The sequence below is a fragment of the Burkholderia aenigmatica genome, assembly GCF_902499175.1.
Classification (GTDB): Bacteria; Pseudomonadota; Gammaproteobacteria; order Burkholderiales; family Burkholderiaceae; genus Burkholderia; species Burkholderia aenigmatica.
This window is the reverse complement of record NZ_CABVQC010000045.1, coordinates 1-17,659: the sequence shown is the minus strand read 5'-3', so window position 1 is coordinate 17,659 and position 17,659 is coordinate 1. Positions and strand designations below refer to the sequence as shown.

Below are 17,659 nucleotides of genomic sequence, written 5' to 3'. Positions count from 1 at the left end.
AATATTGGTATAGGGTACGCGCGCTTACTCTCGCTTTACGTCGAAGCAGCTTTATGGCCGGATCAGTACCTTCATTGCGCTGTCCGATTTCTGATGAAAGACCGAGAATGCCTTGTCAACATCAGCAAGTTCGAACGCGTGTGAAAAGTACTCTTGCGGATTGATCACACCACGCTCCATCATCCGCAATGCCTCCCACATGTAAGGCTGGGCGTTAGCGAAGCCATTCATGTGCAAGCTGATATTGCGCAGAAACACATCGGCCAAATTCAGATTGAAAGTTGAGTCGCAGAAAACGCCGATCGCGGCAACCGTTCCGCCGGGGCGAACCAGATCGAGGCACATCTGTAGGGTTTCGGGATAACCGACCACCTCGATCACTTTGTCAAAGCCACGTCCGCCGGTTTCTGTCAGTGCTTTTTCTTTCCAGTCTTCCTGGTTCGCATCAATCGCCACGCCACCCTTCTCGCGCACCACGTCAAGACGATGGGCAACCTTATCGAGTACAACCACGCGCCCTGGCCCTCTGTGCAGCGCGATATCGAGAGCCATCATTCCCGTCGGCCCGCAGCCCACCAGTGCAACATTCTCCCCGACCTGGATATCGGCCAGGCGGTTGGCGATGATTGCCGACGGCAGGTTGCAGGAAAGCGTAACCGCCGCTTCATCGGGAATTCCCTTCGGCACATTCATCGCGTGACCATCCGCGTGAGGGACGATCAGGGCCTCCGCATGAGTTCCATTGATGCTGCCGAAAGGTATGCCGAATCCATAGACTGCGTTTTTGGTAGTCTCACAATGTGCGGTCTGCCCAACCTCGCACATGTAGCAGTGGCCGCATGAGACTGAGTACCCCATACTGACTCGATCCCCCTGCTTGAAGCGCCCGACGCTCTTACCGACCTCCATGACTTCGCCGATCAACTCATGACCTGTTTGGGACTTGCCTTTTTCCATGATTCCATCAAGCGCGCCCCGGTAAAGGTGCAAATCAGAGCCACATATCGATGTGGCCGTTACTTTGACTAGCATTTCGTGGTCGGCGCGAATGACAGGGTCTGGAATATCCGTACAGCGAATATCCTGCGGACCGTAATAGACTGCGGCTTTCATTTTGGATTCCTTATAGATTAGTTAGCATAAGTGGTGCTTTCACCTTCCCGTATCCTGATGTCTCAACCCCTCTTCATACTTAAGAGGCCAGTTCAAAAACCCCTGAGGCGGCTGTTTACTTTCTCGGTAAGCTGTTAACCTTGGATGTCTGAACAACGGAACCCAAGGGATGGAAGCGCCGATTATTGATGACGAATTGTGGACACTGATCGAACCGTTACTGCCGCCGCCCAAGCCCCGGCGCAAAGGGCATCCTGGTCGCCCACGCGTATCGGATCGGGCGGCGTTGAATGGCATCCTGTTCGTGTTGAAAACCGGACTGCGATGGAACCACCTGCCGACCGTATTGGGCTTTGGCTCCGGCGCGACCTGCTGGCGACGACTGAACGACTGGCGCAAAGCAGGCGTATGGGATCGACTGCACGAACTGCTGCTCGACAAGTTGCGCGAGGCCGGGCAGATCGATCTTTCATACGCTGCCGTCGATTCCTCGTCGGTACGAGCTGTTGGGGCGGGCGAAAAACTGGCCCGAACCCCACGGATCGCTCGCGACCCGGTTCCAAACACCACATCCTCGTAGACGCCAATGGCGTTCCCATCAGCGCCATCCTGACAGGCGCGAACCGCAACGACGTCACCCAGTTGCTGCCGCTCGTCGACGCGATTCCCCCGATCCGTGGCGCGCGCGGCCGACCACTTCAGAGACCCAAGGTCATCTATGCCGATCGTGGTTACGATTCCGATCCGCATCGTCAACGATTGCGCGAACGCGGCATCAAACCGGTGATCGCACGGCGCCGCACTGAACATGGCAGTGGTCTGGGCAAATTCCGTTGGGTCGTTGAACGGACTCACTCGTGGCTCCACAACTTCCGTCGTCTTCGCATACGCTTCGATCGTCGAGCTGACATTCACGAAGCATTCTTGAAATTCGGCTGCGCCCTCGTCTGCTGGAACATCTTCAGGCGTACGGAGCAGCCTTTTTGAACTGGCCTCTAAAGGAAAATCTTGAACCCCAAAACTCCGAAAAAGTTGGGGCAACAAGAACCGGTCTTCGTTAGATCAGACCCTCGGCTTTGAGCGCGGCCTGCACGGTCGGGCGAGAAGAAATTCGATTCGTATAGCTCTGCAAAGTCGGCCAGCGTCCGATATCTACGCCGACCCACTTGCCCCAAGACAGCACGGTGAACAGATAAGCATCAGCAACCGTGAAGTTATCTCCCATCAGATAGACCTGACCACCGAGCTTTTTTTCAACATAAGCCAGACGCGCCGCGATCAAATCATTTACGATGGCTTTCCATTCTTCCGGCGTTTTAGGATTGAAAAGCGGTGCAAAAGCCTTGTGAAGCTCGGTCGAAATAAAGTTTAGCCATTCCACCAAACGATAGCGCTCCATCGTCCCGGCTTCAGGCGCAAGCCGCGCTTCGGGAGCCCGATCGGCCAAGTACTGTACGATCGCCGGACCTTCCGTGAGCACCTGCCCATCGTCGAGAACCAGCAGCGGCACATAACCATTGGGGTTGACGCTGCGAAAGTCAGAACCGCTCTCGGTCTTTTTGCTTTGCAGATCCACTTTTTCGAGCTCGAATGTCAAGCCCATTTCACGCAATACGATGTGCGGTGAAAGCGAACAAGCGCCAGGACTGTAGTACAGTTTCATCGATTACTCTCCTCTGATTAATAGACTTGCATTGACATTAATTCGCAAGTCGTGTGGACGCTTCATTAAAAGAAACGATCGAAATGAAGCTGTTCGAAAGGAACACAGTAGCCGATCATCAACATCTCCTGAAGAGCCTGAGTCATAGGTGGAGGACCGGCGAAATAAAACTCAAAATTTGACAGCGTATCCCCGAACACACGCCGAACCACGTCATGAACAAATCCCGTTTCACCGCTCCACTGAAATCCGGAGGCCTCACCCGGCAAAGACACGACGGGGTAAAAATGAATGCGTTCGTCGTAGCCACGTAACATGCGCAGGAACGATTCTCCGCAAATGTCTGACGGCGTTCTCCCACCATAGAAAAAATGGAGATGGCGTGTTTCCAGCATGCCGGACTGCGACGCGCCACGTGCAATTGACACCATCGGTGCAAGACCCGACCCGCCCGCTACGCAAACAATGTCGCGTGGGGCCTCCGTTCTCAAGAAAGCAAGGCCGTAAGGTCCATCGATCTCCAGTTGATCGCCCGCACGAAGGTGATGGAACAACTGCTCTGTCGCTTTACCTTGCGGCACGCGCCGGATCTGGAAATGCCACTCGCCTCGATCATTGCCGGTGTTAGACATGGAGTAGGCTCGCGGCGCGGTCACACCAGGGACCGAAAGCATCGCATACTGTCCCGCCAAGAAGGTGGCCGGGCCATCCGTCACAAAGCGAAATTCGCGAATGTCGTGGGTGACTTCATGCGATTCCACAAACTTGGCCAGCAGTCGCTTCGGCCTCACTTGAGCTTGATGGTCCGCCTCGACGCGCACCTTTATCTGTATGTTCCCCTTGGCTCTGCATTGGCACGCTAACAGACGACCTTTACGGCGATCGCGTTCGGTCAGCCCTGGCGCGTCTGGCCAAAGATTCTCGGCCTCTCCGTCCAGAAGATCAAACTTGCAGCTGCCACACCCGCCCGAGTTGCACTCATAGGGAAATCCTATTCCGGCGCGCAAAGCTGCCCGCAGGACAGTGTCTTCCCCCGCCTGGACAAAGGCATTTTTCTCTCCCTCTATGAGTATTTGATGTTCAGACATACATGAAATCCCTGTGATTACGCTGTCAAGATCACCAAGAGCGCGTGATCCAGGCGCTCTTGATGGTCCCCTGAGACAGCATCGGCTGGAAGTCTTTCCTTACAGACCCAGGGATCGACGAAACTCTCGAGTCGCCGACTTGGCCGACTCCGAGGCGTCTGGTACATCGGCAAGCGTGCTGCAATAGGCATCGATAGCCGCATCGCCGAGCGATTCCCAATTGGCAATCCAATTCTTGATAACTTCGGCGTTACCTGGCTTTTCGAGCGCCATCTTGACCAACGCCGTGGCCCAACGCCTGTGACGTGCCGCGTCGATGAGTTGGGCGTCCGTCAACAGGCCTAGCAAAGTATCTCCGTTATGGCGTCCGGACTCGCCCAGCTTGCGCAGCACCGATTCCTCCACCGCAGGCTTGGCGACCAGGTTGAGCGCCACAAACGCTTCGGCCCAGTCCCATGTTACGAGAACCTTTTCCATAAGCTCACGGAAGCCTTGCCAGGCGACGTCATCTTCCCAATATTTACGTTCGTCGCTACCAAAGCCCTTGTCCTGGAATGCTAGCGACAACTCTTTCGTACGATAGGCCGTATGGCTCAACCAGCGGAAAGAATCGGCCATCTGAAAATAGTTGCAGTTGGTGATAGTGCTCGCTGGAGCCATCTGGCCGACGTAAGCGGAGGCCATTTGCAGCGTGTGGAACAGGTAGCGGGCCGGGGTATATAGCCGGGCCAGCTTACCAGCCCAGCGGGGATCCAGCGACTTATCATGTTCACGGGAATTGAACTGGTCGAACAACCCGAAGACATACGTCTCCTGGCCGTCCTGCATCAGGTTGTACGTGCGATAGATGACTTCGTCCGGATCGCGGAACGCGTTCCAATCGTCGTGCTTGAGCGGACTATTGAGGGTGTGCTGCTTGAACCAGCGGCTCATCCACATATCCGGATCGAGCTCGTAGGGAGCATTCGGATCCCTCTTGTTGTAGTGCAAATTGGTGGAAACGATCTCGTATTCGCTCGGTTTGCGGCGCCGCGTCGCGAGATGACTCCAGGTCTTGAGCGGCTTGAGAACTTGAACTTCAGACATGCTTGTCTCCTCGAATCTTTACTTGGTGGGGCGGATGTTGTCCGGTACCGCTACTCAGACTTGCTTCTCAAAGTAGAAGCGGACCTGATCGGGCATAGTTTCAATACGCCCGGCAAACGAACTCAATTCAACCTCGAGGTCAGGCATTTTGAACGGTCGGCCCAGCGCCCGCTCGATCGTTTCGCGGCGCAGGATTAACTCCCCGTCGGTGTCGATGCGCAAATAGGCGCGCTTGTCGTCCACGCGAATTTCCTTGCCAGGGTTGTCCTCTCGCGCTGCCTCAACTACTGCCTCAGCGAGCTCCCCAGCACGCATGACCGGACCCACCCTGTTGTTAAGGTGGGCCGATGCAATATCGTTTTTAGTCACAGCTTTCTCCTTGCTTTCGAATTGGCGGACCGAATGCTGCTCACGTATGTGCGAACAGCGGCTTCACACCCTCGGTTTCCACAAATACCGCATCGCCTTCGATCTTGATTGGGTACTCGGCCAGCGCACAGTCCGACGGGTTGATACCTTTTCCAGAGCAGGCATCGAACTGCCAAAGATGCGCCCTGCAGATCACCGTCTTGCCGTCGAATTTGCCTTCAATGAGCGGAATGTCCTGGTGTGGGCAAATACCTTGGAACGCCTTCAGGTCGCCGCCCTGCGGCCAAACCATCAGAATTTCCTGCCCATCGACCTCGAACGACTCCATTTCGCCCTCCCAAAGATCGTCCAGAGAGCACACTTTCTTAAATGTCATGAACTTCCTTTCTATTGATGAAGGGGCCCCAGCACATCAACTGCCGAATGCCTGGTTATTGCTGGGCGGGTTCCCAGATGACCTCAACACACTCGGTCGGCTTGAGGCCCGAATCAGCCACTTTCATCGTTCGGGGCAAACATTCCTTGCTACCTTGCCGGCGCACCCGCAGGATATGCCCGGGACGCGCTTTCACACGCCGTCCAACGGAGTGATGCGCAGCAGCGGTCGCCACTTCGTCCATGGTGTTCTCGGTATCGACCGCCACCAGTTGAAGCACGAAGTCGCCTTCGAAATTGGAGCTCAAGGGAAACAAAGCCATTTTGGAGTCCTCTGTTTGGTTGGTGGTTGAGCCGGTGGTCATACCACCGGCTCTTCAGGCAGCAGTGCTCAACTTGCCTTCTTCATGCGCATCTTCTTGTAAATGTCCACCCATGAGTAGCCGTGGGCGTCATCACCGATTTCGCCGGGTGCCAGACCCATGTAAGCCAATGCGCCCCCCAGATCCATCGGCTGCACCAAGCCAGCCAGGAAACGGTCCACCAAAGTCATATGGCCCGCATAACGCTCCGGCTCCTGCTCAAAGCACCACCGATCCGGCTCCGAGCCGAAGTGATACAGCCTGCCGTTGTATTCGAGCGGATAATCCTGCACGGCCCACCCGTTGCCCGGCGTGTAATTGATCGGCAGGTTGCACATGTTGCACACGATCGGCAACGTCTCCGGGTACGTTTGCGCGATGTTCCCGTCGACCAGATTGTCGATGATCACATCCCAGCACTGGCCCCAGGTGTCGTTCCAGCCAGGGTATTTTTCTTCCAGCCAATCCCGTTCTGCGGGCGTGACGCCGGCTGCCGGGTTCCACCAGACGGTAGGACGCCAATACCAGACGCCCAAATGCATGCCATGATGCTGCTGATCGAGCTGCTGCAGGAACGTGTCCCAATACCAAGGCTTGTCGAGCCCCAGATCGCTCAGTGCGCGTTCAAACTGCGCAACAATCCATTCCTGCATAAACTCCTTGAACGACTGCTTGCGATGCTCGAGCGGGGTGTAGTAGTCCATCACCGGCCCAGTCAGCACCGAAAACAGCCTCCACGCGCGCCAAAAAGCGATGTCAACCTTTTTCTGGGCCTCGGCTTTCTTGCCGTTCTCGATCAGAATCTGGAGCGTTGGACCGCCGATCTGTGCATGGCGCGACTCGTCGGTCTGCACACTCGAGATCAGACTGGCGAATGTGTGATCCCCGGCCTCCGCAGCGTCTGCCGCCAGCCCAAGAAACTGCATGTTGGTGAAGCCGGTTTCAAAGCTGAAGGTCAGCATGATGGCGACGCTGATCGCGTCGCGCGTCATCATGATGTCATCGAAGAAATGACGTGCGGCAATCGCTGCCCATTCGTTGGTATGGAAGGCCTTGGCAGCCCAGTCGAACTGACGGTCTTTCGAGACGTGCTCATGAGGAAAGTAGAGCTGGATCTGACCGTGACGAATTTCGTCCATACTTCCCAGGGTCGCCATATTGCGCATGCCCGGTGCCTTGGAGAAACGCATCATCCTTGCCTCTGCGCTCGCGGCTGCGTACTCGCCGAGAGCGATCGCGCCATAGTGCTGCTTCATCACCGTGAGCCAACCCGGATCTGCTTTTTCATAGATTTGACTGCGCTCGAGCGCGGCCTTCACGGAGTACGCGCCAGCGTCCTTCTCGCGTTGGACTTTGACATACTCCGGGTAAGTCTGCTTGTATGGTTCGTCGTAGGTCTCCCACTTTTCCATGGGAATGCCGTGATCTCCACTGAGCTCGGGCGGAAAAAGCTCGCTCTCCGTGACGTACTTCGGCGACCAGTTAGTCGTCCTGGCAAGGTCGTACCAGTCCATCCGATTTAACAAAGCCATTTTCAGTCTCCATAATTTCTAAGGCCAACTGGCCCTCAACACACCAAACACACAACGTCCTAACGCCCTCGTTTCCTGGCGCTTTGACCCGCGATTCCAAAGTGTTCTTTCGGCATTTCGGTAATGAGCACGCGGATGGACTCCACCGGCGCATCAATCGCGCGATGGATCGCCTCGGTGACCTCGGCGATCAGCCGCTCCTTCTTTTCCGCATCGCGGCCTTCGATGATGTACAGCTGCGCAATCGGCATGGCTATCTCCTTTAAACGAAGCGCAAACCGGTGCTGCCCATCCCCTGCACCCGCAGGGCGATGGCATCCCCCGCTCGCACGGCAATGGCCTCCGTGATCCCCCCTGACAGAATCAAACTGCCCGCCGGAATCTCCTCGCCACGCGCGCCCAGATGATTGGCCAGCATCGCAATCGCCGCGGCCGGGTGGCCCAGCACCGCGGCGCCCGCCCCGAACGCAACCGGCTCACCGTTTTTCTCCAGCACGATGCCGACGGTGCGCAGATCCACCTCAGACACTGGCAGTGCGCGCCCACCCACCACAAAGCGTGCGGCCGACGTGTTGTCCGCTACCACACTTTTGAGATCGAACTTGAAATCGCGGTAGCGCGAGTCAATGACTTCGATGCCCGGCATCACGAAGTCAGTCGCCGCCAGCACCGCTCCAATATGACAGCCCGGGCCTTTCAACGGCGCTTTGGTAACAAAGGCGATTTCCGGCTCGACCTTGGGATGGATCAGCGCCTCGGTCTTGCACGTGCCGCCATCGGGGATCGCGTAATAGTCGGCCATGAAGCCGAAGACAGGGCTCTCAACCCCCATCTGCTTCATTTTGGCGTGCGAGGTCAGCCCCGCTTTGAGCCCAACGATCTTCCCGCCGCGGGCCAGCTTGCGGCGGCGAATCTCGTCCTGGATCGCGTAAGCGTCATCCCAATCCATCTCGGGATGCTCATCGGTGATCTTGAGCGTGTCTTGCGCGTGGAGCTCGCAGTTCTCGAGGTGCTCTGCAAGGCGCGCAATGGTGGTGCGATCCAGTTTCATGCCGCCACCTTCTGCGCCTTTGACGCACGCGCTTTGGCCAGCGTGATGGCCGTGTCTTCAATCATGTCTTCCTGGCCACCGACCATGCCCCGGCGCCCAAGCTCGACCAGGATCTCGCGCGCCGGTACGCCATACTTTTGCTCGGCGCGCTTGGCAAACAGCAGGAACGACCCGTAGACCCCGGCGTAACCCAGGGTGAGCGAGTCGCGGTCGATCCGGATGGGGAAGTCCATGATCGGCACGACCAGGTCTTCGGCCACGTCCTGAATGGCCCACACATCCACTCCGGTCTGAATCCCCATTCGGTCGCATACGGCGACCAGCACCTCCATCGGCGTGTTGCCCGCACCCGCACCGAGACCAGCCGAGGCGGCGTCGATGCGGGTGGCGCCACACTCAACGGCCGCAATGGAGTTGGCGATCCCCATCGCCAGATTGTGGTGGCCGTGAAAGCCCAGTTCCGTCTCCGGCTTGAGCGCCTCACGCACCGCGCCAAGGCGGGCCCTGACATCATCGGGCAGCATGTAGCCAGCCGAATCGGTAATGTAGACACAGTTGGCGCCGTACGACTCCATCAGCTTTGCCTGCCCGACCAGCCCTTCAGGACTGTTCATATGCGCCATCATCAGGAAGCCCACCGTGTCCATCTCAAGCTTGCGCGCCAGGGCAATGTGCTGCTCTGACACGTCAGCCTCGGTGCAGTGCGTAGCCACCCGGATGGTGTGCACGCCAAGCTCCTTGGCCATCTTCAGATGATCGACGGTGCCGATGCCCGGCAACAGTAAAGCCGAGACCTTGGCCTGCTTCATGAGCGGGATCACGGCCCCCAGATATTCTTCATCGCTGTGGGCCGGAAAGCCATAGTTGACCGACGAGCCGCCCAGGCCATCGCCGTGCGTGACTTCAATCAGGGGGATCCCGGCTGCGTCCAGGCCGCAGGCGATGCTTTTCATTTGCTCCAGCGTCATCAAATGGCGCTTCGGATGCATGCCGTCACGCAACGTCATGTCGTGGACGGTGATTTTTTTTCCTTGCAGGTTCATCTCTGTTCTCCTTGACGGCTCAAGCGACAACCGGTTCGAGCGTGAGATTGCCGGCAATCATCTCTTCGGCAAACATCTCGGCGGTCCGGGCCGCGGCAGCGGTCATGATGTCCAGGTTGCCGGCGTACGTGGGCAGATAGTCCCCCAGGCCCGCCACCTCCATGAAGACCGTCACACGCTTGCCGTCAAACACCGGGCCGTTGACCAGCCGGTAACCGGGCACGTACTTCTGGACTTCCCTGATCATCGCGTGAATCGACTCGGTAATCTTCTCGTGATCCGGCTCACTTTCGGTCAGGCAATGAATCGTGTCGCGCATCATCAGCGGAGGCTCCGCCGGGTTGATGATGATGATGGCTTTGCCCTTCCTCGCGCCCCCCACCTTTTCCACCGCGCCGGCCGTGGTCCGCGTGAATTCGTCAATGTTTTTGCGCGTGCCGGGCCCCACCGATCGGCTCGATACGGTCGCGACGATTTCTCCGTAAGCGACCGGCTGCACGCGCGAGACCGCAGCGACCATCGGAATGGTGGCCTGCCCGCCACAGGTGACCATGTTTACATTCATCTCGCGTTTGCCCAGGTGCTCTTTCAAATTGACCGGCGGTACGCAGTACGGGCCAATTGCCGCCGGCGTCAGATCGATCATCATCACGCCCAGCGCGTTAAGCTTGCGCGCGTTTTCCGCGTGAACATATGCACTGGTGGCATCAAACGCGATCTGCACACCATCGGCCAGCACATGCGGCAGCAGCCCGTCGACACCTTCCGCCGTGGTTTTGATGCCGAGCTCACGGGCTCGGTTCAGCCCCTCCGATTCCGGGTCGATGCCCACCATCCACACCGGCTCCAGCACCGAGCTGCGCTTGAGCTTGGCCAGCAGATCGGTGCCGATATTGCCTGGTCCGATCAGCGCACATTTGATCTTTTTCATGACCTTGTCCTTCCTATAAAAATGACTTTTACGCACGGCATCCGACAACGGCCGGGCGTGGTGCCTGGCCAGGCGCGTTCAGTGAAACCGGACCGAACAACCGCCCAGACCACCAATACTGACGCGGAAGCTGTCGCCCGCCTTGGCCGGGAACATCGCCGCCAGCGCGCCGGACAAGATCACCTCGCCCGCCTTGAGTGCAATGCCCAGACGCCCCAGCGTGTTGGCAAGCCAGGCCACGGCGTTGACCGGTGAGCCCAGTGCCGCCGCGCCGCAGCCCGTGGCGATAATCTCGCCATTACGCTCCATCACCATGCCGCACAGCGTCAGGTCGAGCTTGCGTGGATCGACCGCGTGATCACCCAGCACGAATACGCCACAGGAGGCGTTGTCCGCCACGGTGTCCTGAATCTTGATCTTCCAGTCGCGGATGCGCGAATCGACAATTTCAAAGCACGGCATCACGCATTCGGTCGCCGCCAGCACGTCCACGTTGGTCACCCCCGGCCCCATCAGGTCTTTCTTGAGGATGAACGCGATCTCGCCTTCGGCCTTGGGCTGAATCAGCGTGCCGATCTCGATCGACTGCCCTTCGTTGTAGATCATGCCGTCGAGCATGTAGCCGAAATCCGGCTGATACACGCCAAGCATGTTCATCACGGCCGCCGACGTGACGCCGATCTTCTTGCCGATGATGGTTTCACCAGCCTGCACACGACGCTCGATCATGCGCTGCTGAATGTGATAGGCGTCCTCGATCGTCATATCGGGGTGGCGCTCGGTCAGCGGATCGAGCACGGTTCGCGTGGTCAGTGCCTGATACAGGGCGTCGCCAAGCTGGGTGATTTGAGTTTTGTCCATGATCACAGTTTGATGCAAACGTTTTTGAGTTCCGTGTAGAACTCCAGCGAGTGGACTCCGCCCTCGCGCCCGATACCCGACTGCTTGGCCCCGCCGAACGGCGTGCGCAAATCGCGCAGGAACCAGGAGTTCACCCACGCAATGCCGACCTCGATGGCCCCCGCCACGCGGTGCGCACGCGACAGATTGGTGGTCCAGATCGCCGTGGCCAGGCCGTAGTCGTTATCGTTGGCACGGCGGATCACCTCTTCTTCGCTGTCGAATGGCATGACCAGCGCGCAAGGGCCGAAGATCTCCTCGCGGGCAATTACCGAGTCGTCGCCCAAGCCCGTCCAGATGGTGGGCTGTACCCACGCGCCGCCTTTGAGCGCGTCCGGCATATCGGGTACACCGCCGCCCGCCACCACCGTCGCGCCCGCTTCAACCGCCTTCTTGTAATACGACAGCACCTTGTCACGATGCTCTTGCGAAATCAACGGGCCCATGCCGGTGGCCGGATCTTCCGGGCGGCCGAGCTGCATGCCTTCAGCGCCTTTTTTGAGCGCGGAGACAAAACGATCAAAGATGGGGCGCTCGACATATACCCGCTCGGTACCCAGGCAGACCTGGCCACAGTTGGCGAAGCACGAGCGCAGCGTGCCTTCAATGGCGGCGTCGAAGTCGCAGTCGGCAAACACGATGGCAGCGTTCTTGCCGCCCATCTCCAGACTCACGGGGCGCGCACCGTCAGCCGCGGCCTTCATGATGGCCGCACCCGTGCGGGTTTCACCGGTGAAGGTGATGGCGTTGATGCCGCGGTGGGTGGTGAGGAATTCGCCGGTGGAGTTGGGGCCGAAGCCGTGCACGACGTTGTAGACCCCTCGCGGCACGCCCGCCGCGTTCATCACCTCGCCCAGCAATGCAGCGGTCTGCGGCGTCTCTTCGGAGGGCTTGACCACAACGGTGTTGCCACAGGCCAGCGCTGGGCCGACTTTCCAGGTCATCAGCAGCAGTGGCAGGTTCCATGGACAGATCACCCCGACCACCCCGACCGGTCGACGCATGGCGTAGTTGATCGCCCCGACACCATCCGGTGTAGGCATTTCAAAAAACTCAGTGGGCACGTTCTTCACCACGTCGGCGAAGATCTTGAAATTGGCCGCCCCACGCGGAATGTCCACATGCCGCGCCAGGCTCATAGGCTTGCCCGTGTCCTCTACCTCAGCGGCCAGGAAGTCGTCAAAACGACGGTTGATGCCGTCGGCCACCGCGTACAGCACTTCCACGCGCTGGGCCAAGCTCATGCGCCCCCACGCTCCCTTGAGCGCGGCCTGCGCCGCAGCCACCGCCGCGTCGACTTCGGCACGGCCGGCTTCGGCCACCTTGGCAATGACCGCGTTGTTCAACGGCGAGCGCTTCTCGAACCAACGCTGACCCGGCACATATTCGCCGTTGATGAAGTTGTGGATTTCTTTAGCACGAGCGCCGGACTGGTTTCCAGTGCTCGCGGTCGCTTGGGGATCGGTAATCAGCATGATGTTTCAGTAAACTTCCTTGTTAGGCAAATGTGGTCGCGGCGGCAGTCGACTTTCCGGAAAGATTCAGGTTTGAGTTAGACCTAGCAGGCTCAATCCGGCTTGCGCACAGTGCTCGTCCTGCTCTTCGGTACCGCCAGACACGCCAATACCCCCGATGCGATGGCCACTTTCAACAATCGGCAAACCACCGCCGAAGGCGATGAAGCGGGGCCTTCGCACGATGCCTTGGCGGACCGCTTCGGAATGACTCAGCAAGGCCTCACTCCACCGACTGGTCGGTAAGCCGAAACTGGCTGCCGTGTATGCCTTGTCGATGGCGATCTCGATGGAGTGCAACGGCGCTCCAGGCATGCGCAGAAACGCGGCAAGATTCCCCGCCACATCGACCACCGCGATGTTCACGCATACGCCGAGGCGCTGCGCGTGCAGCGCAGCTGCCTCGACGACGCGGTTAGCCGCAGGCCAGTTGATCAGCCGCGCCTCGACGCTATGAAGTGAGTCAGCCTGAGTCATGTGCTATCTCCTGCGTGGCAGTCAGGTGTAAACCTCGGTGAATGACTGGACCAACTCACCGGTGTGATAGAAGATGCCGCTGCCGAGATGCTCTTCCGTCCAGGTCGTCACAGGCCGATCAGGTTGAGCGAGGTAGCCCAGGCCGGCAAAGGTCTCGTTGCGATTCCCACTTGGATCGAAGAAATAGATCGTCTCCCCGCGGGTAATCCCATGGCGAGTCGGCGCCACGTCGATCTTGACCTTGTTCTTGGCCATGACGTCAGCCGATTTCAGTACGTCATGCCACGAGTCGAGGAAGAAGGCAATGTGGTGCAAGCCATTGCGAGGCCCACCTACGAAAGCGATGTCGTGCGGCGTGGACGTGCGGAACATCCACGTTGCAGCCTGAATGCTACTATCCGGACCTACCATAACTTGCTCAGCCAGATAAAAGTCCAGGCATTCCTTCATGAACCGGGTATTTTCCGCCACCCGATTCACGCCCGTCTCCGGATTGAGTTCACACATCAATAGGCAGTGATCCAGCCAATGGGCGCCTGCCCCCTTGACGTCATCGGGCCACGGGTCAGGATTGGTCGTTCCGACTCCGGTGCCCACATATTCCTTCGTCGCAAACAGACGCATCTCATGTCCGCTCGGCAGGTTGAACTGCAGCATACGACCGGTCGAAGGAAGGGTACCTTCGGGGAGCATTTGTGTCTTGAAGCCATAGGCTTCGATACGCTTTTGCAGCGCGTCTAGGTCGGCGTCGTGCTCAACCTTGTAGGCGACATGGTTGAGCCCTGCTTGATCGGACGGCGTCAGAATAACGGAGTACTTGTCCCATTCGTCCCAGCACTTGAGGTACACGTTTCCATGTTCGTCCTCCATCGTCCTTTTCATTCCCAGGACGTTTTCGTAGTGCTTGATTGCCAACGCCATGTCCATCACTTTCAGACTGGCATGGCCGATTCGCATCACACCCATGGTCTATCTCCTTCGGCTTATTTCGTTGAATCTTGGGCTACCTGAAAGCTCAACCCTTTGAAAAAGGGCTTTTGCATCTTGCCGACCACCTCCAGTTCTACATCATCAGTGGGCGCCACCCGGCACGCCAGCACCACACCTTGCGCTTCTTCCGCCTCGGAAATGTGCGCACGGCTCATTGCTCCTGTTTTGCGCACGCTGCCTCTGCACACTGCGACCTTACACACCCCGCACCCGCCGCTAAGGCAACCAACTGGTATGCCGCGACGCCCAAGGCGTGCCATGCCGGCAAGCAGAGACTCACCGAGAGCGCAGCTGAAACGCTCGCCGGTCTGCTTGACGGTCACGTAGACCTTCCCGTCCTGAGTAGTCACGATCACACCCTCTTGAAAAGCGGACTGCGTACTTGTTGGGCGTCGGCTGCGGAAATGAACTTCTCAAAATAGATGTCGCGTTCGAACAACCGGCCCTGGATCAGGGTCGTGACGCAGGCGTCGATCATCGCCGGCGGCCCGCACAAATAGGCTTTGTGGCCGGAAAAGTTGTTCCCGAAATGAGCCTTGGCGACCTCGTGAACGAAACCCTGCGCCAAGGGATGCGTCGCACCTTCTGCTTTTTCCGATAGTGCCGGCACGTAGCTGAAGTTCGAATACCGCTGGCTGAGCTCGCGGAACTCCTCGTCGTAATACAGTTCTGCCTCATTGCGCTGGCCATAGACCAGAGTGATAGGCCTGCTCCATCCGCTTTGCAACAAGTCGATAATCATCGACCGAGGGCTCGACAGGCCTGAACCACCTGCCATGAAAACCATGGGTTGGTCGGCTGACCTGCGCACGAAAAACCGGCCATAGGGACCCGTCACGTGCAGTATGTTCCCCACCGCCAGTTGTTCATGGATGTAACCCGTGCCCTGTCCTCCCGGAACCCGGCGAATATTGAGCTCGATCTCCCCCGTTGCTGCGACGTCCGCAGGTGAATTGGCAATGGAAAACGCCCGTGTCTGGCGCAACTCGGGAATTTCAAGTTGCACGTACTGACCCGCCTGAAAATGAATCGGTTGATCGAGTCTCAGGAAGACGGCTTTGATCGTCGGTGTGAGTTGCTCGATGCGTGTCACCTCGGCATTGAAATCCTCGACCGGGATGACTTCGGCGTCCGGGTCTTCCTCGATGTCGGCCTCGATGGTCGTGTCATCGAGCAAGGTGGCACAGCAGGCCAACGCCTTGCGCTCCTCGCGCTCGAAGTCCATCAGCGCGAAGGGATTCGCATCGCCGAGATCGACTTCTCCGTCACACACCTGCACCTTGCAGGTTCCACATAGCCCGTGACCACACGCGTGCGGAATGTAAATGCCTTGGCGCAAGGCCGCGTCGAGTATAGTTTGCCCTTCCTCCACCTCAATGGTGGCACCCAGGGGCTGAATGTTGAGTTGATAGGTCATTGTTCAAATCGCCAGAGGCCAATCACACCGCGGCCTGTAACTTCGGCTGCGGTGTGATTGCGCTGCCATGACGCAATCTCAATTGCAGGAACCGCTCAGACCGTTCAAGCCAGGCGTGCGAAAGCGGATCACGTCTTTGTGCGTCAGACCGTTTTCAGCCAGCGACTTCGCCGGGTCGGGATGCCACGGCTGGCCGGACTTAAACCACTGCACCTGGCTCCAGTCGATTTTTGAGAAATCGGGGTGATAGCCATAAGTGCCGGGCAACACCTGGGTGCACAGCGCACCGAACAACGTGTCCGACGGCAGGGGCAAGGCAACTGGTGCCGCAAACAACAGATGGTCTTCCCAGCCGATAAACAGCAACGGCGCCGGAAAGTTTTCGCGCGCGTCTCGTGCCGGGAACTTGTAGGGTTTGAGGGCAACAACGCTCATTTGGCTTCTCCTTGCAAGACCTCTCCACGCCAGGCAGCAAAGTTCTTTTGGTCTTCCGACCCCTCGAAATCGAAGTTGTCCCGGCCTACATTCAGGTTGTAGTAGTCGAGCAAGGCCATCAAGGGATCGAAACCTTCCTTGGTCGGATCGGCATCCGGCTTGAAACAGTTTCCTTGATACACTTGCTGCGGCGGAAGCCATGACTGCACGAACTTCTCGGGTTCGTTGTCAAAAATCTCCTTGCAGTGGTCGCTGCAGAAGTGATACTTGTCGCCGAGGTAGTCCGACTCGCGATAGCAGATCTTGGTTGCGTCGCCAGGCTCGGTGAATATCATCGGAATCTGGCAGGTAGTGCAGAGCATCGGCAGCGTCTTGTTGTAGAAACGGTTGCCCTTGGCGGCCTGCTCGCGCCAGTAGTCCCAACGCGGACGGTAATACTTGTCGAACGTCTCGGGGTACTTCTCCGACAGCCACCCCATTTCTTCTTCTGTGGGAACCCAGGTGTGGATGGGGGCCGCGGCGTTATAGTTATAGAACACGGCGAAGGTCTGATGGCTGATGTGGTCCTTGCCTTCGCAAGCCTGGTCCCAGCCCTTGGGCTTACGGATGCCGTAACGCGCAAGATCCTTGAACAGCGCGCCGCCGTTCTGCTCGACGTACATCTCCCAGCTCTCGCGCCAGCTCATCACCCGGTTAGGCAGCATGTAGTCCTGCATCATGGCCACGATGCTCAACAGCCGATAGCCGCGCCAGAACCACTTGTCGATCCAGCGCTGCACGATGGGCACGTTGTCCGGATCCTGTTCCAGCATGAACTTGATGCATTCGATGCCGAGTGTCATGTGGCGCGATTCGTCACTTTGCGCCGAAAAACCGAAGGTGACCGTCGACATGTCCCCGTTGTAAGCAGCACCCGACATGAAGGGGACAAACAGCAGGTTGGTCAACACATATTCGAACGAAAAGCTCACCGCAGTAAGAAACTCGAACGGTCCACCGGTGGCCGCGTCTTCAAAAAATGACTTGGGCACCGACAAATACCAGACCCGGTCGTACCAATGGATGGAGTTGTGCAGGCCGTTAAAATACTTGTTGTAGTGCGAGAGAGCATGCATTTCGGTCTGGAAGTGACGCAGCTCGTCGATGGACTGCATCTGGCAAGCAACACGCGCCCCTTCACCCGTAAAATGCCGACCAACGTGGGCAAAACCTCGGTGTGCCATATACTCCAGCGGTCCCCCCGCGGCAAAATAGTTGTCGCCCCGATAGAAACTTGAATCTTTCCTGAATTCAAGTTTCGTAGATGGTGGTGG

At 58.1% G+C, this 17,659-nt stretch carries 21 protein-coding genes; 1 reads left to right on the top strand and 20 read right to left on the bottom strand.

Going from position 1 to position 17,659, the window contains the following annotated elements; all coding sequences use genetic code 11:
* Window positions 1-51 precede the first annotated feature (51 nt).
* A complete protein-coding gene (locus BDO18943_RS27500; RefSeq protein WP_042974932.1) occupies window positions 52-1,113 on the bottom strand; it encodes an alcohol dehydrogenase in 1,062 nt (353 codons plus the stop codon).
* A 169-nt stretch (window positions 1,114-1,282) separates the two neighbouring features.
* Between BDO18943_RS27500 and BDO18943_RS27495 the strand changes: the two genes are divergently transcribed.
* A protein-coding gene (locus tag BDO18943_RS27495; RefSeq protein WP_085960479.1) for an IS5-like element ISRme6 family transposase occupies window positions 1,283-2,100 on the top strand; the annotation gives its coding sequence in 2 pieces (ribosomal slippage) (window positions 1,283-1,631 and window positions 1,631-2,100; 819 coding nt in all).
* A gap of 70 nt (window positions 2,101-2,170) precedes the next feature.
* Here the strand turns inward: BDO18943_RS27495 and gstA are convergent.
* The 19 genes from gstA to BDO18943_RS27400 form a co-directional block, all read right to left on the bottom strand.
* A complete protein-coding gene (gene gstA / locus BDO18943_RS27490; protein WP_069746428.1) occupies window positions 2,171-2,776 on the bottom strand; it encodes a glutathione transferase GstA in 606 nt (201 codons plus the stop codon).
* Window positions 2,777-2,841: 65 nt separating this feature from the next.
* On the bottom strand, window positions 2,842-3,864 hold the full coding sequence (locus BDO18943_RS27485; RefSeq protein WP_011516077.1) for a 2Fe-2S iron-sulfur cluster-binding protein: 1,023 nt from the start codon (window positions 3,862-3,864) through the stop codon (window positions 2,842-2,844).
* Between the two features lie 99 nt (window positions 3,865-3,963).
* Window positions 3,964-4,950, bottom strand: a complete 987-nt coding sequence (locus tag BDO18943_RS27480) for an aromatic/alkene monooxygenase hydroxylase subunit beta (protein ID WP_011516078.1) — start codon at window positions 4,948-4,950, stop codon at window positions 3,964-3,966.
* Between the two features lie 54 nt (window positions 4,951-5,004).
* Window positions 5,005-5,319 carry an MmoB/DmpM family protein gene (locus tag BDO18943_RS27475; protein ID WP_035480072.1) on the bottom strand — a complete coding sequence of 105 codons (315 nt, stop codon included), beginning with the start codon at window positions 5,317-5,319 and terminating at the stop codon, window positions 5,005-5,007.
* A 40-nt stretch (window positions 5,320-5,359) separates the two neighbouring features.
* The gene (locus tag BDO18943_RS27470; protein WP_011516080.1) at window positions 5,360-5,695 is read right to left on the bottom strand and encodes a Rieske 2Fe-2S domain-containing protein; all 336 of its coding nucleotides are present in this window, start codon (window positions 5,693-5,695) and stop codon (window positions 5,360-5,362) included.
* A 55-nt stretch (window positions 5,696-5,750) separates the two neighbouring features.
* Window positions 5,751-6,017 (bottom strand): toluene-4-monooxygenase system B family protein, encoded by a 267-nt coding sequence (locus BDO18943_RS27465; protein ID WP_021159329.1) that lies wholly within the window; start codon window positions 6,015-6,017, stop codon window positions 5,751-5,753.
* A 68-nt stretch (window positions 6,018-6,085) separates the two neighbouring features.
* Window positions 6,086-7,588, bottom strand: a complete 1,503-nt coding sequence (locus BDO18943_RS27460) for an aromatic/alkene/methane monooxygenase hydroxylase/oxygenase subunit alpha (RefSeq protein ID WP_069746427.1) — start codon at window positions 7,586-7,588, stop codon at window positions 6,086-6,088.
* 59 nt (window positions 7,589-7,647) lie between these two features.
* On the bottom strand, window positions 7,648-7,839 hold the full coding sequence (locus tag BDO18943_RS27455; protein ID WP_011516083.1) for a 2-hydroxymuconate tautomerase: 192 nt from the start codon (window positions 7,837-7,839) through the stop codon (window positions 7,648-7,650).
* 11 nt (window positions 7,840-7,850) lie between these two features.
* The gene (dmpH, locus tag BDO18943_RS27450) at window positions 7,851-8,639 is read right to left on the bottom strand and encodes a 2-oxo-3-hexenedioate decarboxylase (protein WP_021159331.1); all 789 of its coding nucleotides are present in this window, start codon (window positions 8,637-8,639) and stop codon (window positions 7,851-7,853) included.
* On the bottom strand, window positions 8,636-9,682 hold the full coding sequence (gene dmpG / locus BDO18943_RS27445) for a 4-hydroxy-2-oxovalerate aldolase (RefSeq protein WP_021159332.1): 1,047 nt from the start codon (window positions 9,680-9,682) through the stop codon (window positions 8,636-8,638). Before dmpG ends, dmpH begins: the two co-directional genes overlap by 4 nt.
* 19 nt (window positions 9,683-9,701) lie before the next feature.
* Entirely contained in the window at window positions 9,702-10,613 is a 912-nt protein-coding gene (locus tag BDO18943_RS27440) for an acetaldehyde dehydrogenase (acetylating) (RefSeq protein ID WP_094068168.1), read from the bottom strand.
* Between the two features lie 78 nt (window positions 10,614-10,691).
* Window positions 10,692-11,474, bottom strand: a complete 783-nt coding sequence (gene dmpE / locus BDO18943_RS27435) for a 2-oxopent-4-enoate hydratase (protein ID WP_029310117.1) — start codon at window positions 11,472-11,474, stop codon at window positions 10,692-10,694.
* Window positions 11,475-11,476: 2 nt separating this feature from the next.
* Window positions 11,477-12,988 (bottom strand): 2-hydroxymuconic semialdehyde dehydrogenase, encoded by a 1,512-nt coding sequence (locus BDO18943_RS27430; protein ID WP_066132407.1) that lies wholly within the window; start codon window positions 12,986-12,988, stop codon window positions 11,477-11,479.
* A gap of 66 nt (window positions 12,989-13,054) precedes the next feature.
* Entirely contained in the window at window positions 13,055-13,504 is a 450-nt protein-coding gene (locus tag BDO18943_RS27425) for a GlcG/HbpS family heme-binding protein (protein WP_011516089.1), read from the bottom strand.
* Between the two features lie 21 nt (window positions 13,505-13,525).
* On the bottom strand, window positions 13,526-14,470 hold the full coding sequence (locus BDO18943_RS27420) for a catechol 2,3-dioxygenase (RefSeq protein WP_011516090.1): 945 nt from the start codon (window positions 14,468-14,470) through the stop codon (window positions 13,526-13,528).
* A gap of 17 nt (window positions 14,471-14,487) precedes the next feature.
* Complete coding sequence (locus BDO18943_RS27415; protein ID WP_011516091.1) at window positions 14,488-14,844, bottom strand: 2Fe-2S iron-sulfur cluster-binding protein; 357 nt, start codon at window positions 14,842-14,844, stop codon at window positions 14,488-14,490.
* A gap of 2 nt (window positions 14,845-14,846) precedes the next feature.
* Window positions 14,847-15,911 (bottom strand): NADH:ubiquinone reductase (Na(+)-transporting) subunit F, encoded by a 1,065-nt coding sequence (locus BDO18943_RS27410; protein ID WP_069746426.1) that lies wholly within the window; start codon window positions 15,909-15,911, stop codon window positions 14,847-14,849.
* A 78-nt stretch (window positions 15,912-15,989) separates the two neighbouring features.
* Window positions 15,990-16,346 carry a phenol hydroxylase subunit P4 gene (locus tag BDO18943_RS27405; RefSeq protein WP_011516093.1) on the bottom strand — a complete coding sequence of 119 codons (357 nt, stop codon included), beginning with the start codon at window positions 16,344-16,346 and terminating at the stop codon, window positions 15,990-15,992.
* Window positions 16,343-17,659: YHS domain-containing protein (locus BDO18943_RS27400; RefSeq protein WP_235996206.1), on the bottom strand; the 1,317-nt coding region annotated here is incomplete at its 5' end. The genes BDO18943_RS27405 and BDO18943_RS27400, both read right to left, overlap by 4 nt.